Source organism: Bowdeniella nasicola (assembly GCF_001907295.1).
In the GTDB taxonomy this organism is placed as follows: domain Bacteria; phylum Actinomycetota; class Actinomycetes; order Actinomycetales; family Actinomycetaceae; genus Bowdeniella; species Bowdeniella nasicola.
In genome coordinates, this window is sequence record NZ_MQVR01000020.1 from 12,075 (window position 1) to 33,350 (window position 21,276).

General features: G+C 66.1%; 21 protein-coding genes. All 21 read right to left on the reverse strand.

Annotated features, from left to right (window positions below; all coding sequences use genetic code 11):
- Positions 1 to 8: 8 nt before the first annotated feature.
- The 21 genes from BSZ39_RS04855 to BSZ39_RS13435 all read right to left on the reverse strand — a co-directional run bounded on the left by BSZ39_RS04855 (position 9) and on the right by BSZ39_RS13435 (position 20,639).
- Positions 9 to 1,976 (reverse strand): primosomal protein N' family DNA-binding protein, encoded by a 1,968-nt coding sequence (locus tag BSZ39_RS04855; RefSeq protein ID WP_073716253.1) that lies wholly within the window; start codon positions 1,974 to 1,976, stop codon positions 9 to 11.
- A 29-nt stretch (positions 1,977 to 2,005) separates the two neighbouring features.
- On the reverse strand, positions 2,006 to 3,208 hold the full coding sequence (gene metK, locus BSZ39_RS04860; protein ID WP_073716254.1) for a methionine adenosyltransferase: 1,203 nt from the start codon (positions 3,206 to 3,208) through the stop codon (positions 2,006 to 2,008).
- Between the two features lie 30 nt (positions 3,209 to 3,238).
- A complete protein-coding gene (coaBC, locus tag BSZ39_RS04865) occupies positions 3,239 to 4,462 on the reverse strand; it encodes a bifunctional phosphopantothenoylcysteine decarboxylase/phosphopantothenate--cysteine ligase CoaBC (RefSeq protein ID WP_073716255.1) in 1,224 nt (407 codons plus the stop codon).
- 7 nt (positions 4,463 to 4,469) lie between these two features.
- Positions 4,470 to 4,730 (reverse strand): DNA-directed RNA polymerase subunit omega, encoded by a 261-nt coding sequence (gene rpoZ / locus BSZ39_RS04870; RefSeq protein WP_073716256.1) that lies wholly within the window; start codon positions 4,728 to 4,730, stop codon positions 4,470 to 4,472.
- 35 nt (positions 4,731 to 4,765) lie between these two features.
- Complete coding sequence (gene gmk / locus BSZ39_RS04875) at positions 4,766 to 5,326, reverse strand: guanylate kinase (protein WP_073716257.1); 561 nt, start codon at positions 5,324 to 5,326, stop codon at positions 4,766 to 4,768.
- A gap of 9 nt (positions 5,327 to 5,335) precedes the next feature.
- Positions 5,336 to 6,178 carry an orotidine-5'-phosphate decarboxylase gene (gene pyrF, locus BSZ39_RS04880; RefSeq protein WP_073716258.1) on the reverse strand — a complete coding sequence of 281 codons (843 nt, stop codon included), beginning with the start codon at positions 6,176 to 6,178 and terminating at the stop codon, positions 5,336 to 5,338.
- Positions 6,179 to 6,181: 3 nt separating this feature from the next.
- Positions 6,182 to 7,489: a dihydroorotase gene (locus BSZ39_RS04885; RefSeq protein WP_073716259.1), complete on the reverse strand. Its 1,308-nt coding sequence runs from the start codon at positions 7,487 to 7,489 to the stop codon at positions 6,182 to 6,184.
- Positions 7,486 to 8,463 carry an aspartate carbamoyltransferase catalytic subunit gene (locus BSZ39_RS04890; protein ID WP_073716260.1) on the reverse strand — a complete coding sequence of 326 codons (978 nt, stop codon included), beginning with the start codon at positions 8,461 to 8,463 and terminating at the stop codon, positions 7,486 to 7,488. Before BSZ39_RS04890 ends, BSZ39_RS04885 begins: the two co-directional genes overlap by 4 nt.
- Complete coding sequence (gene pyrR, locus BSZ39_RS04895; RefSeq protein WP_073716261.1) at positions 8,464 to 9,012, reverse strand: bifunctional pyr operon transcriptional regulator/uracil phosphoribosyltransferase PyrR; 549 nt, start codon at positions 9,010 to 9,012, stop codon at positions 8,464 to 8,466.
- 107 nt (positions 9,013 to 9,119) lie between these two features.
- Positions 9,120 to 9,947 carry a transcription antitermination factor NusB gene (gene nusB / locus BSZ39_RS14100; protein ID WP_073716262.1) on the reverse strand — a complete coding sequence of 276 codons (828 nt, stop codon included), beginning with the start codon at positions 9,945 to 9,947 and terminating at the stop codon, positions 9,120 to 9,122.
- A gap of 3 nt (positions 9,948 to 9,950) precedes the next feature.
- Positions 9,951 to 10,514 carry an elongation factor P gene (gene efp, locus BSZ39_RS04905; protein WP_073716263.1) on the reverse strand — a complete coding sequence of 188 codons (564 nt, stop codon included), beginning with the start codon at positions 10,512 to 10,514 and terminating at the stop codon, positions 9,951 to 9,953.
- Positions 10,515 to 10,629: 115 nt separating this feature from the next.
- Positions 10,630 to 11,151, reverse strand: a complete 522-nt coding sequence (locus BSZ39_RS04910) for a hypothetical protein (protein ID WP_143180373.1) — start codon at positions 11,149 to 11,151, stop codon at positions 10,630 to 10,632.
- Positions 11,152 to 11,261: 110 nt separating this feature from the next.
- Positions 11,262 to 11,786 (reverse strand): shikimate kinase, encoded by a 525-nt coding sequence (locus BSZ39_RS04915; RefSeq protein ID WP_158025091.1) that lies wholly within the window; start codon positions 11,784 to 11,786, stop codon positions 11,262 to 11,264.
- A complete protein-coding gene (gene aroC / locus BSZ39_RS04920; RefSeq protein WP_073716266.1) occupies positions 11,779 to 12,969 on the reverse strand; it encodes a chorismate synthase in 1,191 nt (396 codons plus the stop codon). The genes BSZ39_RS04915 and aroC overlap by 8 nt, the downstream gene beginning before the upstream one ends.
- Before the next feature lie 12 nt (positions 12,970 to 12,981).
- A complete protein-coding gene (locus BSZ39_RS04925; protein WP_158025092.1) occupies positions 12,982 to 13,590 on the reverse strand; it encodes a prepilin peptidase in 609 nt (202 codons plus the stop codon).
- 34 nt (positions 13,591 to 13,624) lie between these two features.
- Positions 13,625 to 14,794 (reverse strand): endolytic transglycosylase MltG, encoded by a 1,170-nt coding sequence (mltG, locus tag BSZ39_RS04930; RefSeq protein WP_245792429.1) that lies wholly within the window; start codon positions 14,792 to 14,794, stop codon positions 13,625 to 13,627.
- Positions 14,795 to 14,808: 14 nt separating this feature from the next.
- The gene (gene ruvX / locus BSZ39_RS04935; RefSeq protein ID WP_073716269.1) at positions 14,809 to 15,261 is read right to left on the reverse strand and encodes a Holliday junction resolvase RuvX; all 453 of its coding nucleotides are present in this window, start codon (positions 15,259 to 15,261) and stop codon (positions 14,809 to 14,811) included.
- Positions 15,258 to 17,942 (reverse strand): alanine--tRNA ligase, encoded by a 2,685-nt coding sequence (gene alaS / locus BSZ39_RS04940; RefSeq protein ID WP_073716270.1) that lies wholly within the window; start codon positions 17,940 to 17,942, stop codon positions 15,258 to 15,260. Before alaS ends, ruvX begins: the two co-directional genes overlap by 4 nt.
- 131 nt (positions 17,943 to 18,073) lie before the next feature.
- Positions 18,074 to 18,697, reverse strand: a complete 624-nt coding sequence (gene rpsD, locus BSZ39_RS04945; RefSeq protein ID WP_073716271.1) for a 30S ribosomal protein S4 — start codon at positions 18,695 to 18,697, stop codon at positions 18,074 to 18,076.
- Positions 18,698 to 18,831: 134 nt separating this feature from the next.
- The gene (locus tag BSZ39_RS04950) at positions 18,832 to 20,199 is read right to left on the reverse strand and encodes a replication-associated recombination protein A (RefSeq protein WP_073716272.1); all 1,368 of its coding nucleotides are present in this window, start codon (positions 20,197 to 20,199) and stop codon (positions 18,832 to 18,834) included.
- 53 nt (positions 20,200 to 20,252) lie between these two features.
- The gene (locus BSZ39_RS13435) at positions 20,253 to 20,639 is read right to left on the reverse strand and encodes a hypothetical protein (protein WP_143180374.1); all 387 of its coding nucleotides are present in this window, start codon (positions 20,637 to 20,639) and stop codon (positions 20,253 to 20,255) included.
- Positions 20,640 to 21,276 lie beyond the last annotated feature (637 nt).

The following is a 21,276-nucleotide window of genomic DNA, read 5'->3' on the forward strand; positions in this document are numbered from 1 at the left end:
TCGTCGTACTACAGGTCGAGTGGGTCCATTGTCGCACTGATCGGGCTTTCACCTCGTACCGAGCGGCGCCGGATGAGGGCCGCGACCTCGGTTCGCAGGGCGGGGGCGCCGGCGTGCGGGACGCGAATGAGGAGCCGGTCGCGGTCCTCGCTCACGGCGATCGGCCCGAGGACTTCCGCACCGGGGGCGACGTCGCTGAGGGCCATTGCGACGTCGCGCAGGTTGCCCTTGGCGGCGGTCAGTTCGGCGACGCACGCGACCGGCGGCAGGTGGAGTTCGGCGCGTTCAGCGAGCTGGTCGCGGGCGGCGCGCGGGAAGTCGGCGCGGATGAGAGTTTGTGTGACGTACTCGTCGCTGCGGCCCGTGAGGACGAACCGGCCGCCATCGTGCGCGGGTTTGACGAGTGCCCAGGCGTTCGCGAGCTGGGTGAGGGCGTGCGCGGTCGCGGAAAGTTCCGTGCGGGAGGTCATCACCGACACGTCGAGCGCGATCGCGGCTTCATAGCCATTCGGTGCCAGGGGCTCGGCGCCCGGCGTGGCGACGACGATCGCGGGCCGGTCATCGACTCGCTCAATGATCCCGGTGCGCGCCCCGGACAGGCGAATGAGGGTGCCGGGGAAAGCGCGTCCTAGCTCTTCTGCGGTGCGCTCCGAGCCGAACGCGCCGGAGCGGAAGTGCGTGCCCTCGCAGTGGCGACAGACGAGGCGCGTCGTGAGGTGGCCCGCCCAGATGCAGCGTGCCCGGTCCGCCGCAACAAGACTCACGGGAGACGCGCAGCTCGGGCAGCGGGCGTCGGCGCCGCAGCGCTGACAGCGGACGACGTTGACGTAGCCGGCGCGGGGCACGAGGAAGAGCACGGGGCCGCGCTGCAGGGCCTCGCGCGCGACCGCAACCGCGATCGACGGGAGCCGCTGCAGCGGCCCCGAGGTGGGATCCCCGTCGAGGACACGCGCGCCGGCCGCGCGCAGGGCGTCGCGACTGGGCTCGGATGAATCGGCCTCGCCGCGTTCGATGAGGAGCTGGGTTTGCAGACTGCGGCCGTAGGACAGGAAGATCGTCGCCCCGGCGCGGGCGAGCGCGATGCGCCAGACCTGTGGGCGCGGGGCGTGCCGCTCGCGCAGCAGCGGGTCGGCCTCGTCGAGCACGATGGTGGCGCCGAGGTCGGGCAGCGGCGCCCAGGCGGCGGAGCGGGTGCCGACGACGACGTCGACCTGGCCGAGCAGGGCAAGGAGGAAGGAGCGGTATCGTTCCGGTGGGCTTTGGGCCGAGCCGTAGCCGATCGCGGGAATGCCCGCTTGCGACAGTGCCGCGACGAGGCTGTCGATATCGCGCGCGGCGGGCACGATGATGATCGCGCGACGTGCCGAGGCGAGCGTCGCCATCGCGAGCTCCACCGCTTCGGCGATGATGCTCTGATTGCCGTCGATCACGCCCGGCACGACCTGCCGCACTAGGCACGGGCTCGCACCGCTCGCGAGGCGCTGCAGCAGGTGGTCCCCGTCGGGATAGGCCCGAAACAGCTCACCGTTCGCCGAGCGCGGCGGCGCCGGGCGGGCGGGAGAGCTCACGCGTTCCGTCACGCTCTTTTCCGTGCGGGCATGCCGCGGCGGGATCGCGAGGCGAAGGACGTCGCTGACCGTGCCGGCATAGTGCGTCGCGACCTGCGTGGCGGCGCGATAGACCTCCTCGGTCAGCACCGGCAGGTCGGAGACGATCGTGCGCAGCGGCTTGAGGTCGCCGGGGTGGTCGGAGCCGTCGGTAAGCGCCGTGATGAAGCCCTGCCGATCGCTCGGCCCGAACCGCGCGGTGATGCGCTGGCCGATACGAGCCGTGGCCGCGAGGTTGTCGGGCAGCGCGTAGTCGTATTCGGCGTCGAGGTGGGGCGCCGGAAGGTCGAGACGCACGACGGCGACGGGGCCGCGGTGGCGTTCGGGTGCCGGGAGGGCGAGGCCCGGCAATTCCGGCTGGTCGGTCATGATTCCTATGGAACCATGAAGTGGCGACGCTAGTGAACAGCCGCCTTGAGGTCGGCGACGCGGTCGGTACGCTCCCACGTGAAGTCGGGCAGTTCGCGGCCGAAGTGGCCGTAGGCAGCCGTCTGCCGGTAGATCGGACGCAGCAGGTCGAGTTCTTCGACGATCGCGGCGGGCCGCAGGTCGAACACGGATTCGATGATGCGCGACAGCTCGGCGTCGGGCAGCTGGCCGGTCCCGAAGGTCTCGACGTACAGGCCGAGCGGGCGCGCCATGCCGATGCCGTAGGAGACCTGAACCTCGCAGCGCGACGCAAGGCCCGCGGCGACGACGTTCTTCGCGACCCAGCGCATCGCGTAGGCCGCAGAGCGGTCGACCTTGGACGGATCCTTGCCGGAGAAGGCGCCGCCGCCGTGGCGTGCCATGCCGCCGTAGGTGTCGACGATGATCTTGCGGCCGGTCAGGCCCGCGTCGCCGCGCGGACCGCCGACCTCGAACGAGCCGGACGGGTTGACGTAAATACTGAGGTCGTCGGCGCTCGCGTCGAACCCGGCCGCCTGCAGGACTGGCGTGACGACGTGCTCGATGATCTGCTCGCGCAAAACGTCCTGGCTCATGTCACGGATGTGCTGGTTGGACACGACGATCGAGTCGATCCCGACGGGCGTATCGCCGTCGTAACGCACCGTAACCTGGGATTTGCCGTCCGGGTACAGGCCGGTGACGGTGCCGTCTTTGCGGACCGCGGCCATGCGTTCGGTCAGGCGGTGGGAGAGGTGGATCGGCAGCGGCATGAGCTCGGGCGTGTCTTCGCACGCATAGCCGAACATGAGGCCCTGGTCGCCCGCGCCCTGCGCATCGCGCGGATCGACGGAACCGCCACGCAGTTCCCAGGACTTATCGACGCCGCCGGCGATCTCGCCGGACTGCTGGTCGATGGAAACGAGCACGCCGCACGAATCCGCATCGAAGCTGGCCTCCGAGGAGGTGTAGCCGATGCTCCGGATCTGGTTGCGCACGACCTCGGGGATCTCGACGTAGTCCGTCGTCGACAACTCGCCCACGACCTGCACGAAGCCGGTCGTCGCGAGGGTTTCGATCGCGACGCGCGCGGACGGGTCGGTGCGCAACACCTCGTCAAGGATCGCGTCGGAGATTTGGTCGCACACCTTATCCGGGTGGCCTTCGGTTACAGATTCGGACGTAAACAGTCGTCGGGCGTTGGGCTCAGTCACGCCCCTAAGTGTACGACGCTACGGGCTGGCTTAGCCGCGGAGGGTCGCGATAGCGTCCAACACCACGCTCGCGGTCTCGCGTTTGGTGCCACTGCCTTCAGCGACGCGGGTGCCGTCGGGGCGCACAAGCACGACGTGGTTGGGGACGTCACCGAATCCGGAGGCCTCCCCCACCTGGTTGATGGCGAGGAGGTCGGCGCCCTTGCTGCGTGCCTTGGCGAGCCCGTGCTCGAGGGCGGATGCGTGTTCATCGCCGGTTTCGGCGGCGAAGCCGACGATGGTCTGGCCGGGCCGTTTGTGTTCGACGGCCGCCTTGAGGATGTCGGGATTTTGGACGAGTTCGAGCGTGAGGCCCGCATCGCCCTGCTTTTTCATCTTGGCGCTCTCGCTTGTCGCGGGCCGATAGTCGGCGACGGCGGCGGCCATGATGAGGCAGTCCAGGCGATCGAGGCGAGCCATGACCTCGCGGTGCAGGTCCTCGGCGCTCGTGACGGGCACGACCGTAACGCTGCTCGGGAGCTCAGCGAGGACATCCGCGGCGACGTTGGCGGCGAGCAGGGTGACGTCGCCACCGCGCGCCGCGGCCTCGGCGGCCAGGGCCACGCCCTGCCGGCCCGAGGACCGGTTACCCAGGAATCGCACCGGGTCGAGGCGCTCATGCGTGCCGCCCGCGCTAATGAGGAAGGAAGTCCGGGCGAATTCATCACTCGCCGCGCTCGCCCCCAGCGCGAAGTCGACGATGTCGGCGGGTGCGGGCAGGCGGCCCTTGCCGGAGTCGGCTCCGGTGAGGCGCCCGGTCGCGGGCTCCATGACGGTAATGCCGCGCTCGCGCAGGGTTGCTATGTTCGCTTGGGTCGCGGCGTTGTCCCACATTTCGGTGTGCATCGCGGGCACGACGACGATGGGCGCGCGCGTCGCGAGGACGATGGCGGTAAGGAGATTGTCCGCGAAGCCGCCCGCGATCTTCGCGATCGTCTGCGCGGTAGCGGGCGCGATGAGGACGAGGTCGGCTCGCTGGGCGATCCGGATGTGGTCGACGGCGTCGGTGTTCTCAAAAATCCCGGTCGCGACCGGGTGATGCGACAGCGCCTCCCACGTCGCCGCGCCGACCATGTTGAGTGAGTCGGGCGTCGGCACGACCTGGACGTCGTGGCCCGACTCGGTGAGCAGGCGCAGGACGAGGGCCGCTTTATATGCAGCAATCCCGCCACTCACTCCGAGCACAATGGAGCGGGGGCGGGATGAGCCGGTCATGACTGACCTACTGCTTCTGCTCGAGCTTGAGGAGTCCCTCATTGATTTCGCGCATCGCAATGGACAGCGACTTGTCTTCCTGGGCCGCATCGACGAGCGGGCCAACGGAGACCATCATGTTGTCTTCCAGCTGCGCGTTATACGAATTGATCTGGCGGGCACGCTTCGCGGCGTAGACCACCAACGCGTACTTCGAGTCGACGGCCTCCAGCAGGTCGTCGATCGGCGGGTTCGTGATGCCCGTCGGATTGGCCATGGTTCCTGACACTTCAGGTACACCCTTTCAGTTGCGGTAATGCCCGGCTAGTGTACCAAACCCAGGAGTTTTTCCAGGTCGGCCACGGCCTGGTCGATGGTGTCATTGACCACGACGTGATCGAATTCGTCCATCGCCGCGAGCTCGTCTTCGGCGGTCTGGATGCGGCGCTGGATCTGGACCTCGCTCTCGGTACCGCGGCCGCGCAACCGGGCGAACAGTTCCTGCTTATTGGGCGGGGCGAGGAAGACGAAGATCGCCTCGGGCATCGTCGTGCGCACCTGGCGGGCTCCCTGCAGGTCGATCTCGAGGATCACCGGCGTGCCGGTCGCGATGCGTTCTTCGACGGCACGGCGCGGGGTGCCGTAGCGGTCGGTCTGGTGGACCCAGGCCCATTCGAGCATGCCGTCGGTGTCGACGAGTTCGGAAAACTTTTCGGGCGTGACGAAGAAGTAGTGCACACCGTCGACCTCGCCGATCCGCGGCTGGCGCGTCGTCGCGGAGATCGACACCCACACTTGCGGATTGCGCGCGCGAAGCGCGGCCACGACCGTCCCCTTGCCGACGCCGGAGGGGCCAACGAGAACTAGAACGGGCGCGTTTTTCATGCCCCTAGCCTACGCGCGGGCGAGATCGGCGACAAACCTCTCGGCGGTCGCTTTCAGCTGGCCCGGGCCGGCCCCGAGCACGCCGCGCGAGACCGACGCGAGCATCGCCGAGGAGCCGAAGACGTCGCGGCATTCCGCTCCCCCGGCCCCCTGCGCGCCGACGCCCGGGGCGAGGTGGATGCCGTTGAACGCCGCGAGGTCGAGGCCGAGGTCGCGCGGGGCGGAGCCCACGGTCGCGCCGACGACGCTGCCGATCGGCCCGCACGCACTGCCGTCGCCCGCCATGATGCGCGCGTTGACCTCGTGCGCCTGCGTAAGGATGTCGCCGGCGACGCTGCCCGCAGAGGTGCGGGCATGCTGGACGCCCACACCTTCCGGGTTTGACGTCAGCGCGAGGACGAACAGGCCCTTGTCGTGCTGAAGCGCGAGGTCGATCGCGGGCGCGAGCGAGCCGAAGCCGAGGTATGGGCTGAGCGTCAGCGCATCGGATTCGAGCGGCGCGCCAGGCGCGAGGTAGGCGGCCGCGTAGCCGGCCATCGTCGACCCGATATCGCCACGCTTGGCGTCGGTGATGACGAAATGGCCGGCTGCGCGCGCGAATGCGATGCACTCCTCGAGCGCCGCGATACCCGCGGCGCCGTAGGTTTCGAAAAACGCCACCTGAGGTTTGAGCGCGGCAACAGCGCCGTCGAGCTCGCGCACGCAGATGTCACTGAATGCTCGCAGCCCGTCGGCATCGCGCGTCAACCCCCAGGCATCGAGCAGGCCCGGGTGGGGGTCGATCCCGACGCACAGCGGCCCGTAGGTCACCATGCGTGCTGTGAGGCGTGCTCCAGCGTTTTTCGTCCCCATGGGTTAGCCCTCGACGGGAGTCGCGTCCAGGACTGTGGCCTTCCCGTGTAGGAAGGTCGCCATGACCTGGCCCGGCAGTTCGAGGCCCGCATACGGCGTGTTGTCCGAACGCGAGTACTGCTCCTCGGCCTTGATCGTGCGCGTGGCCTTCGGGTCATATAGGCACACGTTCGCGGGGTTACCGACCTCGATCGGCAGGCCGTGGTCCTCGAGGCGTCCGATCTTCGCGGGCTCGTAGCTCATCGTGCGAGCGACGTCCTCCCACGTGAACTTGCCGGTGTCGACCATCGCCTGCTGGACGACGGACAGCGCGGTCTCCAGGCCGATCATGCCGAAGGCGCCAGCGGCCCATTCGCAGTCCTTGTCTTCCTTGGCGTGCGGGGCGTGGTCGGTGCCGACTATGTCGATCGTGCCGTCGGCGAGGCCCTCGCGGACCGCGTCGACGTCGGCCTGGGTGCGCAGCGGCGGGTTGACCTTGAAAATCGGGTCGTAGCTGCGGGCGCACTCGTCGGTCAGCAGGATGTGATGCGGGGTCGCCTCGGCCGTGACCTTCAGGCCGCGGGCCTTCGCGTCGCGCACGAGCCGGACCGATCCGGCGGTCGACAGGTGGCAGATGTGCAGGCGCGAATCCACGTGCTCGGTCAGCAGGATGTCGCGCGCGACGATGGCCTCTTCGGCGACCGACGGCCAGCCGGCAAGGCCCAGCTCGGCGGAGACGACGCCCTCGTTCATTTGGCTGCCTTCGGTCAGGCGCGGGTCCTGCGCGTGCTGCGCGATGCAGCCGTCGAAGGCCTTGACGTATTCCAGCGCGCGGCGCATGAGCACCGGGTCGTGGACGCACATGCCGTCATCGGAAAAGACGCGCACGCGCGCCTCCGAGGACGCCATCGCGCCGAGCTCGGCGAGCTTTTCGCCCTTCAGTCCCACCGAGACGGCGCCGACCGGGAAGACGTCGCACCAGCCGGCTTCCTTCCCGAGGTGGTAGACCTGCTCGACGACACCCGCGGTGTCCTGCACCGGCGTCGTGTTCGCCATGGCGTGCACGGCCGTGTAGCCGCCGATCGCCGCGGCGCGGGTGCCGGTCGCGACAGTTTCGGCGTCCTCGCGGCCCGGCTCGCGCAGGTGCGTGTGCAGGTCGACGAGGCCCGGCAGCGCTATCAGGCCGCTGGCGTCGATGCGCTCGACGTCCTCGAGCTCATCGGCCTTGGTCTTCGCGTCCGCACCGAGTGCGGCGATGATGCCGTCGGCGAGCAGGATGTCGGTCGGGTCGCCGTCCAGGATCGCGGCATTTTCGATGAGGTAAGCGGTCATGACAGGGACTCCTTATCGCCGGCGAGCAGCAGGTAGAGGGCGGCCATCCGGATGGAGACGCCGTTGGTGACTTGCTCCAGGATCGTGGAGCGCGGCGAGTCGGCGGCCTCGGACGAGATTTCCAGGCCGCGGTTCATCGGGCCCGGATGCATGATGATGGCGTGCTCCGGCAGCGCGTTCATGCGGACGCGGTCCAGGCCGTAGACGCGGTGGTATTCGAGCGGCGAGGGGAAGAACCCTCCCCCGGCCGCGCTCATGCGTTCGCGCTGGACGCGCAGCATCATGACGGCGTCGGGCTCTTCGGCGATGGCGGCATCGAGGTCGTAGGAGACCTTCGCGCCCCAGTTTTCGACCCCGACGGGCAGCAGCGTCGGCGGGGCGACGAGCGTGACCGTGGCGCCGAGCGTCTGCAGCAGTTCGACGTTGGAGCGGGCGACGCGCGAATGCAGCACGTCGCCGACGATGACGACGTGGTTGCCCGACAGGTCGGTGCCGTCGGCGGCGGGCGAGCCGTCCTTGGCGCCGGTGAGGTGGCGACGCATCGTGAACGCGTCGAGCAGCGCCTGGGTCGGGTGCTGGTGGGTGCCGTCGCCGGCGTTGAGGATCGGCACATCGATCCAGTCCGTGCTCGCCAGCCGGTGCGGCGCACCAGAGGCCGAGTGGCGGATGACGACGCCGTCGATGCCCATCGCATCGAGGGTCTGGGCGGTGTCCTTCAGCGACTCGCCCTTGGACACCGAGGAGCCCTTGGCCGAGAAGTTGATGACGTCAGCGCTCAGGCGCTTCGCGGCGGCCTCGAACGAGATGCGCGTGCGGGTGGAGTCTTCGAAGAAGAGGTTCACGACGGTCTTACCGCGCAGCACGGGCAGCTTCTTCATCTGGCGGTCCTGCGTGGCCGCCATCGCTTCGGCGGTGTCGAGCAGGAGCAGGACTTCGTCCTTGGTCAGGTCCTTCGCATTCAGCAGGTGCTTCATTTACTTCTCCCCTCCCGCGATGTTCACGGTGTCTTCTCCATCGATCTCTTTCAGCAACACCTTCACTTGCTCACTGCGCGAGGTGGGAAGGTTCTTGCCGACGAAGTCGGGGCGGATGGGAAGCTCGCGATGACCGCGGTCGATGAGGACCGCGAGCTGGACCTTGGCGGGCCGACCGAGGTCGGCGATCGCTTCGAGCGCGGCGCGGATGGTGCGGCCGGAAAAGAGCACATCGTCGACGAGGACGACGGTCGTGTCATCGATGCCGCCGTCGGGCAGCGTCGTGCGACCGATGGTCATCGTGGGGTGGCGGTGCAGATCGTCGCGGTAGGGCACCGTATCGATGGCGCCGACGCCGACGTTCTCGCCGAGCTCGCGCAAAATGTCGCCGAGCCGGTTGGCGAGGGGGGTGCCGCGGGTGGGGATGCCGAGGAGGACGACGTTATCGCCACCCTCGTTTCTTTCGATGATTTCGTGAGCAATTCGGGTGAGCGAACGGGCGATATCGGCTTCGCCGAGTACTTGCCGTCCTGCTGGCGTGTCAGCCACAGGTGTTCTCCTTCTCCGCCTCTCTGGACGGGGGTTAAAGGAATGCGGGCGGCCCCAGCATAGCTGATGGGGTCCGCCCGCGACACCTTAGGCACGCCTAGGTCAACTTAGTCGAACAGCGTCGGATGGTCATCCTTGTCGTCGTCCGCCGAGCCGCGGCGCAAGGCATAGTCGGCGAGGAGCTCGTCCTCGGATACCTCGTCGGCAGGCCCGTCCTGCTCCGAAGGCTCGGCATCGGCTGCGTCAGCCTCGGGCTCGGATTCTTCTTCCTCGTCTGCTGCCGGCTCCTCCTCGCTCGGTTTCTCGCCACTTTCGGGGGCGACTTCCTCGCGGTCGACGACGTCCTCGCCGAGCGGGCTGCCGTCATCGAGGGCGGCGTCGTATTCTTCGTCGTCGTAAATCTCGTCGGCGAAGTCGACATCGGATGCGAAGTCCGAATCATCGAAGCTCGGCGTGTAATCGTCCTCGACGGCGGAAAGTTCGGTCTCCTGCGCGAGCAGGCCCGGCTTCACCGTCGCGATCGTGTCGAGCAGGCCGTTGATGAAACCCGGCGAGTTGTCCGTCGAGATGAGCTTGGCGATCTTGACCGCCTCGTCGATTGCCACCGCGGGCGTGATATCGCCGGCGTACAGGATTTCCCAGATCGCGACGCGCAGGATCGCGCGATCGACGACCGGCATCCGATCGAGGCTCCAGCCGTGGGCGTAAGAGGAGATCGCGTAATCGATGTGCGCCAGGTGATCGGCGACGCCATCGACGATGGTGCGCGAATACCCGGGCAGCCCCGTCTGGGTCGGATGCTCGCTCGTGCGACGCTCGGCGAGCTTGTGGATCGCGCCTGCGCTCAACCGACCGCGCTGGTCGACCTCGTACAGGACGTCGATGGCACGCCGCCGTTGCCGAGTGCGGCGCGTGAAATCCTTCTTGTTAGCCATGGATTAGTCGTTGACGCGCGAGATGTATTCGCCGGAGCGGGTATCGACCTTGACCTTGGTGCCCTGCTCGAGGAACAGCGGCACCTGGATCTCGTATCCGGTCTCCAGCGTCGCCGGTTTGGTGCCCGCGGACGAACGATCGCCCTGCAGGCCCGGCTCCGTGTAGGTGACCTCAAGGACAACGCTCGGCGGCAGTTCGATGTACAGGACCTGACCCTCGTGCATCGCGACGATCGCGTCCTGGCCTTCGAGCATGAAGTTGGCCGCGTCGCCGACGACCTCCTTCGTCACCGTGATCTGGTCATAGGTGGAGGTGTCCATGAAGACGTAGTCTTCGCCGTCCTGGTACAGGTACTGCATATCGCGCTTGTCGACGGTCGCCGTATCGACCTTGACGCCGGCGTTGAACGTCTTATCGAGCGTCTTGCCCGACAGCACGTTCTTCAGCTTGGTGCGCACGAAAGCGGGGCCCTTGCCCGGCTTGACATGGAGGAACTCGACGACGGTCCAAAGCTGTCCGTCAAGGTTGAGCACCATGCCGTTTTTCAGGTCGTTCGTTGTCGCCACGTTGTCCTTCTTTCCAGTCGTGGTTCGCTGACACGCAGCGAGTCCATTACCCCGGGTGGGGCAACGGACTCACAGCGTAGCGGGAGACGTCCGCTACAAGCTTAGCGGGTGAATTCTATCGGGTGGGAATGTGGGCAGCCTGCTCCAGGAGGCACAGCAGCAGGGGTTCGATATTGCGAACTTCGCGGAATCCTGCGGCTCGCAGCCGCTGGGAGACCGCCTGCTCGGTGATGCCTAGATCCTCGGCGGCGTCCTTTTGCGAGATGCCACGAGCAACGAGCCTCGAGACCTCCCAGCCGGGTTCGGAGCGGCGCAGCAGGCAGAAGTGCACGAGCTGAGCGAGCGATGTCGCCCAGGATGCTGCTTCCGTTGCGCGGCCGTAGATGACGACCGGCATGTCACCGGAGCGCGAACGTGCGCGCTTCAATGCACGGCGGGCATAGTCGAGCGGAGTCAACCGGGAGCGTCCCCCGCCGGAATCGGCTCCGACACCGATGCAGACGCCGGGATGACGGGCAGCCTCCACAATCATCTGGAGGACCCCCATCGGGTCAGCGAGCTGCAGGACTATTTCCCCCCTGCCGTGTTCTTCTTGGGAGGCAATGACGGTGGTGACCGCTGCGACCACCGCGTTCAAATCATCGGCGATAGCGGGCCGCCGTGTACATAATGCAACCGTAAACACGCATTGAATCCTACAGGATTTCGGGGCTTAGACGGACGATCGCAGTCAATTGGGGACGATTGTCATTTAAGAGTGTCGGCCGTTTTCGTCAAAATCTGTTCGACAATTGCCTGAATTATGGCACCGCTCACATCTATTATGCAATCGGCGAGTTGCTCATACTGTGGACGGCGCGCCACGAGCATCTCGTGCCAGAGCGATCGAGGCAGCACAAAACCGACCGGACGAGGTGCTGCCAGACCGGTACGCGGGAAGCTCGTCGCGAGGTCAACGTCGAGAAAAACGACGGTGTAGGGCGCGAGCAACTCGTCGGGGTTGTCGAGCTCGATGACCGACGATGGCATCGCCACGACGGTGGGCTCGGTGATGCTCTCCCCCAGCGCCACGAGGGCGGCCCGGATCGCCGCATGCGCGTCGGCGGGTTCGAGGTCGACAGCGAGGTCGGCCGGGCTGTGGCCGCTGTGGCGTTCGACGAACTCATCCCCGTCGATCGCGCTGACGCCGATTTCCTCGGCGAGTGCGGCGGCGATGGTGGTCTTACCCGATCCGGGTGCCCCAATGAGGGCGATGAGACGAGGCTCAGTCATCATGTCCTAACACGGCCGCGATGGCGGGTGGCAGATTGTCGAGGTAGCTGGCGAGGTTGCGGCGGGCCTCAGCAACGGAGTCTCCCCCGGTCTTGTCCAGCAGGGCCCGCGCGAGCACGAGCGCGACCATCGCCTGCGCGACGACTGCTGCCGGGGCGACCGCACAGGTATCGGAGCGCTGGTTGATCGCGACGTCTTCTTCGCCGCTGTCGACGTTGAACGTGCGCAGCGCGCGCGGAACGGAAGAGATCGGTTTGAGGGCTGCCCGCACGACGATCGGTGAGCCGTTCGACATGCCGCCTTCGATGCCGCCTGCGAGGTTGGTCAGGCGCGCGGTCGGAGTCATCTCGTCGTGAGCGCGGGAGCCGCGCGAGCGCGCCTGGTGGAAGCCGTCGCCGATCTCCACGCCCTTGATCGCCTGGATGCTCATGAGGGCCGCGGCGAGCGCGGCGTCGAGCCGCCGGTCGGCTTCGACGTGGGAGCCAAGGCCGACGGGCACGCCGTAGGCGATTACCTCGACGATGCCGCCGAGGGTGTCGCCGGCCTTCTTGGCCGCATCGATTTCGGCGACCATGGCCGCATCAGTGTCCGGGTCCAGGCACCGCACCTGGGTCTCATCGAGCGCGGGCGTATCGGCCGGTCCGGGCCGAATGCCGTCGTCGGGCAATGCCACGTAGCCGCATTCGATGACGTGGGAGACGACCCGAATGCCCGCGATCTGTTCGATGATCGCTTCGGCAAGGGTGCCCAGGGCAACGCGTGCCGCGGTTTCTCGCGCCGAGGCACGCTCCAGGATGGGCCGGCAGTCCGTGTGGCCGTACTTCGCCATCCCGGCAAAGTCCGCATGCCCCGGTCGTGGCCGTTTCAGGGCTGCCGCGCGGGCGCCAGTCGGCTCGCAATCGATCGGGTCGACGCCCATGACCTCGGTCCACTTCGGCCATTCCGAGTTGCCGATCGTGAGGGCGACGGGAGAGCCGATCGTGCGCCCGTGGACGAGGCCTGCGAGCACCTGGACGACGTCCTGTTCGAACGACATCCGGGCGCCCCGACCGTATCCGAGCCGGCGGCGTGCGAGGGCGGCGGCAAACTCCGCGCTTGTCACCTCGACCCCGGCAGGAACACCTTCCGCCAGCGCGACGAGCGCCTGGCCATGAGATTCACCAGCGGTTGACCAGCTAAACATTGCTTCAGTCTTTCACCAACTAAAAGGCGAAGCCGCGACGTTCCACCAGATGGCAACGACGGCGCCGAGGAACAAGAACGGACCGAAGGCGATCGGGGTCTTCGCGGTCGCATGCCGCACCGCGATCAGGGCGAGGGCGACGAGGCCCGCAAACACGAACGCGCTGAAGATCGCCCACATCGCCGTCACATACGACCACCAGCCGGCCATCGCCCCGGTCGTGACCGCGAGTTTGGCATCGCCCATACCGATCCCGGTCGGAGCAATGAGCGCAGCGACGAAGAACAAGCCACCGGTAATGAGCGCCGACATCAGTGCCGATGTGACCCGGTGGCCTTGCCCGGCGACGATCGCGAGGACGATCGCCGCAAGCATCACGGCCGGGATAAGCGGGTACGTGAGGCGATTGGGCAGGCGGTGCTCGGTCAGGTCGATCAGGCACGCCCACCCGCAGCCCGCGCCGATCAGGCCGAAGATGACCGTCACGGTAATGGAGACCGCGCGCGACATCTGGTGACCGTTGGCGGCGAAGAACGCGGCCGCTGCGGCCGCGAGGAAACCGACGACGATTCCGAGGATCTGCCACCCCATCGGGGTTCGCAACGAAATCGGAACCGACATCGCTCCCGCGGCAGGTTCCGGCGGCGGCGGTGGACTATTGGGCCTCATCGCTTGTGGGCTCCGCGCTCGGCCCGCCGCTGTTGGCGTCGCGCCAGTCACGCAGTTTTTGGATGTTGCGCTTGTGTTCCTCATGGTCGCCCGTAAACAGCGTCTCGCCCGTGTTGAGGTCGACGGTCACGAAGTACAGCCAGTTCCCCTCCGGCGGGTTCAGCACGGCCTTGCTCGCGGCTTCCGACGGCGAGCCGATCGGGGTCGGGGGCAGCCCCTTGTGGATGTACGTGTTGTACGGAGTATCCTTGCGGACCTCCTCCGCCGACGGGATCCCGCCGCGCTTGCCCAGGCCGTACAGCACGGTCGAGTCCATCTGCAGCAGCCCGACGGTCGGGCCGGAGACGTCCGCGAGCCGGTTTTCGATGACGCGCGCGACCTCGCCGTAGTAGTTCGGCGGGACTTCGCGCTCGACGATGGAGGCCTTGGTCAGCACTTCCTGCCAGCGCTCGGCCGGGACCTTCTGGCGCTCCAGCATGGCCCGCGTTCCCGCGACCATCTCCTTGAGCACCTCGGTTGCCGACGTGTTGGGAGCGAAGCTGTAGGTCTGGGCCGCGAACCAGCCCTCCGGGTTTCCGGCGGCCTCTTCCGGCAGTCCGATCGCGGCGCTGTCCTTGGCTGCCGCCTGGACTTCCTCGAGCGGGATACCGAGTTGTTTCGCGACACGCTCATAGACCTGATCGGCACGGAAACCTTCCGGCACTGTGAGCGCCGCATCGGCGCGGTTGACCGGGTCGAGCAGCGCATTGACGGCCTCGGCCGCGCTCATCTTCGTGCGCAGCTTGTACGTGCCCGGCTGGATCCGGCTGGAGCGCTCGTTCGCGGCAAAGGCGCTCACGAACGTCGCGGGTGTATGGATGACGTCGGCGTCCTTCAAAATCGCCGCCATTTTCGCGCCGGTGGCGCCTGGCGGGATAACGACGGTCACGTCTTCGCCGGTACCGCCCGGCTCGTAGTCAGTCACGGTCGACGCCGTCGTGCGATTGAAAAGGTCCTTCACGATCGGAGTGACAAACCACGAGGCCACGGCCAAGACGGCAAGCGAGGCTATCACCGCGATGATGGAGCGGTTGCGACGCTTGCGGCGCCGCGCTCGAATGTCATCGCGGCGTGAGCGCCGTTCGTGTCCCGGGCGGGAAGCAGGGTCGGAATTCACCGTCGGGCCGTCCTTCATGCCACTAAGCGCCCCGGGATAGCCCCGGTACGTCGTTCTGTTTCCAATACGTGTTCTAGCAAGATTACCGCGGATGCTTGATCGATCACGCTGCGCCGATCGCGGCTCGAGCGTCCGGCTTCGGAAAGCTGGGCGTGGGCCTGGACCGTCGTGAGACGTTCGTCGATGAGTCGCACCGGTTGCGCGATCCGGCGAGCCAGTGCTCGCGCGAACCGACGTGCGGCATCCGCCGAAGCGCCCTCCGCTCCCGACAGGTGGCTCGGTAGCCCCACGAAAACGTCAGACACCTCGTATTCGGCGATGAGATCCATGAGCTCATCAAGATGACCACCGTACTTATCGGCAGTAATGGTCGCAACGGGAAGCGCGAGAATGCGGTCGCTGTCACAGCGCGCGACGCCGATGCGCCGCGCCCCGTAATCGACCGCAAAACTCACGCGTGACGTCATGAATGGCGCTCCTCGATGGCCGCCTTCAGCGCCGCCAGCGCTTCTTGGATCTTCGTCACGTCGATGCCGCCGCCTTGTGCGAGGTCCGGCTTGCCGCCGCCACCACCGCCGAGGCGCGCGGCCGCGAGCTTGGCGAGCGGGCCCGCCACGATATTGCGTTCGCGCACGCCCTCGTTGGTCGCGACGACGACCATGGGCTTACCGTCAACTTCGCCGATGAGGGCGACGACGACGCCACCCTTGCCTGCGAGGCGCTGGCGCACGTCGAGCGCGAGGGCGCGCAGGTCATCGCTCGAGGAGACCTTGCCGACGGAGTTCACGACGGCGGTCACGCCCGCGACTTCGTAGGCGGTCTCGGCGATCTCGCCCGCGCGGGACAAGAGCTGACCGGCCTGCAGGACGCTCAGTTCCTTTTCAGCCTTCTTCACGCGCTCCAGGAGCGCGGAGATGCGCTCCGGAACATCGTCGGGGCGACCGCCGAGCAGCGAGGTGACCTGCGAAACGATGAGGCGTTCCTTGGCCTGGCGTGCGTAGGCGCCCGAGCCGACGAGGGCCTCGATGCGGCGGATGCCCGAACCGATGGAGGACTCCCCCAGCACGTCGATCCGGCCGATGTTACCGGTCAGCGGCACGTGGGTGCCGCCGCACAGCTCGCGGCTCCAGCCCTCGCCGATGTCGACGACGCGGACGCGGTCGCCGTACTTCTCGCCGAACAGCGCGACGGCGCCGGAATCCTTGGCCTCGTCCAGGCTCATGATCGAGTCGGTGACGCCGAGGTTATCGGCGAGGCGTTCGTTGACGCGCTCTTCGATCTCGCCCATGACCGAGGCCGGCACGGCCGCAGTGTGGTGGAAGTCGAAGCGCATGCGCGACGGCGAGTTCTCGCTACCGGCTTGCGTGGCCTGTTCGCCGACGAATTCGTGAAGCGCTTTGTGTACCATGTGGGTCGCGGTGTGGGCCTGGCTGATCTGGCGGCGACGCAGCGTGTCGATCTCCGCGACGGCGGACTCGCCGACGTGGATATCGCCCTCGATGAGGGTGCCGCGATGCACGCGCACGCCCGCGACGGGCTGCTGGACGTCGTGCACCTCGACGATGCCGCTGCCCGCCAGGCGAATGTAGCCGTGGTCGGCGAGCTGGCCGCCCATCTCGGCGTAGAACGGGGTCTGGTCGAGGACGACCTCGACCTCCGCCGGGGCCGTCGCCGCCGGCTGCGGCGTGCCGTCGTGCAGCAGGCCTGCGACGGTCGCGCTGGTCTGCGTCTCGGTGTAGCCGAGGAACGTCACGTCGTGGCCGACCTCGGCGCGGATATCGCGGTAGAGCTGGGCGTCGACGTGGCCGGTCTTCTTGGCGCGCGCGTCGGCGCGGGCGCGCTCCTTTTGCTCTGTCATGAGCGCGCGGAACGCCTCTTCGTCGACCTTGACGCCCTGTTCGCGGGCCATTTCCAAGGTGAGGTCGATCGGGAAACCGTACGTGTCGTGCAGCTGGAAGGCCTCCTGGCCGCTCACGGTGTGAGAGGCGTCGTCCTTGGCGCGACGCACGGCGGTATCGAGGATCGTCGTGCCCGCGCCGAGCGTGCGCGCGAAGGCCTCTTCTTCGGCGTAGATGATCTGGGAGATGCGATCGAAGTCGGAGGCGACGGTCGGATACGAGCTCGCCATCACATCGCGCGAGACAGTCAGCAGCTGCGGCATCGTCGCTTCCTGCACGCCGAGCAGGCGCATGGCGCGCACGGCGCGGCGGATGATGCGACGCAGCACGTAACCGCGGCCGTCGTTGCCGGGGCGCACGCCGTCGCCGACGAGCATGAGCGAGGAGCGCACGTGGTCGGCGATGACGCGCATCTGGACGTCGTCACGCTCGCCCGCGCCGTAGCGGCGGCCGGTGATCTCCTCGGTCATCGCGATGACGGGCCAGACCTCGTCGATCTCGTACATGTTGTTCTTGCCCTGCAGCAGGTACGCGATACGCTCGACGCCCGCGCCGGTATCGATCGCCTTCTGATCGAGTTCCTTAATCAGCGGATAGTCGGCGCCAGACCCTTCGCCCCGCAGGAACTGGTCGAACACGAGGTTCCAGATTTCCAGGTAGCGATCGCCACCCGGATCGACGGTGCCGCCGACGGCCTCGGGGCCGAATTCCGGGCCGCGGTCATAGTGGATCTCGGCGCACGGGCCAGCCGGGCCGGGCTGTCCGGTGTCCCAGAAAATTTCTTCGCGGGTGAGCTTGACGATGCGGCGGTCATCGAGGCCGATGATGCGGTGCCAGACGTTGTAGGCTTCCTCGTCCTGGTCCCACAGCGTGACCCAAATGCGGTCACCGTCGAGGCCGTAGCCGCCGTCGGCGACCGGCGTAGTCAGCAGTTCCCACGCCATCGTCGAGGCGCCTTCTTTGAAGTAGTCGCCGAATGAGAAGTTGCCGGCCATCTGGAAGAACGTGCCGTGGCGGGTGGTCAGGCCGACGTTATCGATGTCGTTGGTGCGGATGCACTTTTGGACCGACGCGACGCGCGGCCACGGCGCCTCTTCGGTGCCGACGATGTACGGAATAAATGGGACCATCCCGGCGACCGTGAAGAGCAGCGACGGGTCCGGCGAGATCAACGGGACGGACTCGGCGATGTGGTGGTCCTTCGATTCGAAGAACGTCAGGAATCGCGAGCGGATTTCGGAGGTACGCATCTCGGCCTTTCACGTATCGGTACAACGGGTGGGCGTCGGCTTCCACCCTAGTGGATTGGGGCGGGAAAACCCTGCCAGGATTTGGCGATGCCCCGGACCAGCGAACCGATCCGGGGCAATGCGCGAGGCGTTTAGCGCGAGTAGAACTCGACGACCAGCTGAACGTCACACGTCACGGGGACCTCTTCACGCTTCGGGGCGCGAACGAGCTCCACACGCAGCTTCTCGATCTGGACATCGAGGTAGCCGGGGACGTCCGGAAGGACCTTCTGGTGCTCGCCGGTCGCGGCGATCTGGAAGGGAACCATGGTCTGGGAGCGCGGCTTGACCTGGATGACCTGGCCGGGCTTGACCTTGAAAGACGGGCGGTCGACGAGCTTGCCGTCGACGAGGATGTGGCGGTGCACGACGGCCTGGCGGGCCTGGGCGATCGTGCGGGCGATGCCGGAGCGCAGGACGAGGGCGTCCAGGCGGCACTCGAGCATCTCGACCAGCGACTCACCGGTCAGACCCGGCTCCTTGCGGGCCTGCTCGAAGGCGCGGCGCAGCTGCGACTCGCGGATGCCGTACTGGGCGCGCAGACGCTGCTTTTCCTTCAGGCGGACGGCGTAGTCGGACTCGGAACGCTTGCGGGCGCGGCCGTGCTCACCGGGGCCGTAGGGGCGCTTTTCGAAGTACTTCTGGGCCTTCGGGGTCAGCGCGATGCCGAGGGAGCGCGACAGGCGGACCTGGCGGCGCGTGCGGGAAATAGCCATGTGAAAGCTTCTCCTGTTCGTGTTTTTCTAACGGTCACCGCCTCCTCACGGATGCGAGCGGCGGTGGGGTCGGCCACGTGGGCTGGGACCCCAGGAGCCCGAGCAAATCGGGCAACCACGACAGACTACCAGGATTAGGCCTCGGTTTTCGAGCCTCCCGGCCGCAAATACCGCTCGATTGCCTGCATTCTGGCTGTGATATCCCTCTCGTGACCGTGGGATGTGGGCTCGTAGTAACGAGCATCGGCCAGGGACTCAGGCAAATACTCTTGCGCCGCGATGCCATGGGGGTGGTTGTGGGAGTACTGGTAGCCCACCCCGTGGCCGAGATCTTTTGCCCCGGAGTAGTGAGCGTCCCGCAGGTGGAACGGTACGCTGCCGGCCTTGCCGCGCTTAATGTCTGCGATCGCCGCATCGATCGCGAGATAGGCGGCATTGGACTTCGGAGCCGTGGCGATGTGGACGACGGCCTGGGCCAACGGAATCCGTGCCTCGGGCATCCCAAGGAATGCGACCGCTTCATAGGCGGCGACGGCGGTTGTCAGTGCCGTCGGGTCTGCCATGCCGACATCTTCGGAGGCGCAGATCACGATGCGGCGCGCGATGAAGCGAGGGTCCTCCCCTGCCACCACCATGCGCGCGAGGTAGTGCAGTGCGGCATCCACATCCGAGCCCCGCATCGACTTGATGAACGCCGAGATGACGTCGTAGTGCATGTCGCCGGTCTTGTCGTAACGTACTGCGGCCTCGTCGATGGATTCCTCCACGTCCGCGACGCTGATCTCCTTCGCTCCGCGTGCCTGGGAGGTACCGGCGGCGGCTTCCAGGATTGTGAGGGATTTGCGGCCATCAGATCCGGCCAGTCGCACAATCATCTCGCGCGCTGCGTCCTCGATCGCCAGGCCGCCGCCATAGCCGCGATCGTCGGCAAGCGCGCGGTCGATGAGCGAGGCGACGGCATCATCAGATAGCGGCTGCAGGGTCAGCAGCAAGGAACGCGACAGCAGCGGGGAGATCACCGAGAACGACGGGTTCTCCGTCGTCGCCGCCACCAGCGTCACGATCCGGTTTTCGACGCTCGGCAACAGTGCGTCTTGCTGAGATTTAGAGAATCGGTGGACCTCGTCAACGAAGAGAACGGTCTCGGTGCCGCTTGTTTCGAGGTTTCGCCGTGCCTGATCAACGACGGCTCGGACGTCTTTGACGCCGGCACTGACCGCAGAAAGCTCCACGAATTTTCGACCCGAGGTTCGTGCGATGAGGTAGGCCAGGGTGGTCTTTCCGGTACCGGGCGGACCGAAAAGGATGATCGATGAGGGGCTTCCCGGCGCCTGCGGATCGAGCAGACGTCGGAGCGGCGATCCCGCCTTCAACACGTGTTCCTGACCGGCCACGTCCCCCAGTTCCCGTGGCCGCATCCGCACGGCCAGCGGAGCATTGGCCGCGGGCAGATCGCCCGGGGATGTGTGCCCGGCGGCGGAAAACAGATCGGGGGTGCTCATGTGGCCATGGTATCGAGCGCTTTCAATCGCCGCCCGTTCCCTGACAACAAGCGCTATCGTGGCAGTCTGCTGAAACGAGTAATGGTAAGCGATATCAACGTACCCGTAGCATTCCATGAGCTCGTTGCGTGCCACGTGCGATCTTCAGAATATGCTTCCATCTCCTTGGAAACCGGTTCGTCATAAAACGTGATACGCCAATGATTTCTGTCTTGTTCACACGATGCCGTATCAATTCGCGCTTGCGATGGCAATGCCTTACCAAATACTCTATCTACTGCATCGAGAATCTCAATATCCGTCAACTCGCTTTGTGCATAGCCGACAATAAGCCAGCACAATGGCGATTCGAAGAATACGGAATGTTGTGCTTGGCACCCGAATTCAAGGCTCAAGACATCGGCCACTGGATCGAAATCGTCCGCATGAACAAGTTTCATCGGGGCTTCACCGTCACGATCGTTCCGTTTCGATGGTGTATCACAACTTTCCAGGGGCCGTAGGAAATATAGATATAGCCATTCATGCGTTTGACCGTAGTAGCAGACTTCGCAATCTTGTAGAGATCAGCGCGCCTCAAACTCGCTTGCTTAGCTGCGTGTTTCGTGACAGTGTATGCGCGACCAAGGGCAGCGAAGTAGAGTTTGGTTCCCGTTCCACATTGAATGTCGCGTTCTATCAGCTGACGATCTTGATGGATGAACTTTAGAGGAGAGCCATCCAACGGTTGACAGCGAACTTGCTGCGGTGTCAGTTCAAGAGACATGGAATTCGATACTATGTCGTCTTCGACCAGAGGACTAGCAGCATTAATAATTGTACCAGCCAGCCCAATTGCGATAGCACTAGCAATCGTTGATATTCGTAGCATATTATCCCCCCCTTTTTTTGCCTGTGATTTTTTGGAATCTTATTTGTTCTGGTTTACTCCACTCAAGACCATCTCAATATGTGGGAAGTTGAATTCTCTGCTACGTCCTAAAATGGCTCTTGGGACCTGAGCGTGGGGTGATGGGTTCGAGGGTGGGCGTGTCGGGAGTGCGATAGGGATCGAGGCCCTCAAGAATCGGGGTTACC

Coding starts and splice junctions, on each gene's coding strand:
- BSZ39_RS04855 (WP_073716253.1), bottom strand. CDS start 1,976: ATGACCGACCAGCCGGAATTGCCGGGCCTCGCCCTCCCGGCACCCGAA.
- coaBC (WP_073716255.1), bottom strand. CDS start 4,462: ATGACCGGCTCATCCCGCCCCCGCTCCATTGTGCTCGGAGTGAGTGGC.
- gmk (WP_073716257.1), bottom strand. CDS start 5,326: ATGAAAAACGCGCCCGTTCTAGTTCTCGTTGGCCCCTCCGGCGTCGGC.
- pyrF (WP_073716258.1), bottom strand. CDS start 6,178: ATGGGGACGAAAAACGCTGGAGCACGCCTCACAGCACGCATGGTGACC.
- BSZ39_RS04885 (WP_073716259.1), bottom strand. CDS start 7,489: ATGACCGCTTACCTCATCGAAAATGCCGCGATCCTGGACGGCGACCCG.
- BSZ39_RS04890 (WP_073716260.1), bottom strand. CDS start 8,463: ATGAAGCACCTGCTGAATGCGAAGGACCTGACCAAGGACGAAGTCCTG.
- nusB (WP_073716262.1), bottom strand. CDS start 9,947: ATGGCTAACAAGAAGGATTTCACGCGCCGCACTCGGCAACGGCGGCGT.
- BSZ39_RS04915 (WP_158025091.1), bottom strand. CDS start 11,786: ATGACTGAGCCTCGTCTCATCGCCCTCATTGGGGCACCCGGATCGGGT.
- aroC (WP_073716266.1), bottom strand. CDS start 12,969: ATGTTTAGCTGGTCAACCGCTGGTGAATCTCATGGCCAGGCGCTCGTC.
- BSZ39_RS04925 (WP_158025092.1), bottom strand. CDS start 13,590: ATGTCGGTTCCGATTTCGTTGCGAACCCCGATGGGGTGGCAGATCCTC.
- ruvX (WP_073716269.1), bottom strand. CDS start 15,261: ATGACGTCACGCGTGAGTTTTGCGGTCGATTACGGGGCGCGGCGCATC.
- alaS (WP_073716270.1), bottom strand. CDS start 17,942: ATGCGTACCTCCGAAATCCGCTCGCGATTCCTGACGTTCTTCGAATCG.
- rpsD (WP_073716271.1), bottom strand. CDS start 18,697: ATGGCTATTTCCCGCACGCGCCGCCAGGTCCGCCTGTCGCGCTCCCTC.
- BSZ39_RS04950 (WP_073716272.1), bottom strand. CDS start 20,199: ATGAGCACCCCCGATCTGTTTTCCGCCGCCGGGCACACATCCCCGGGC.
- BSZ39_RS13435 (WP_143180374.1), bottom strand. CDS start 20,639: ATGAAACTTGTTCATGCGGACGATTTCGATCCAGTGGCCGATGTCTTG.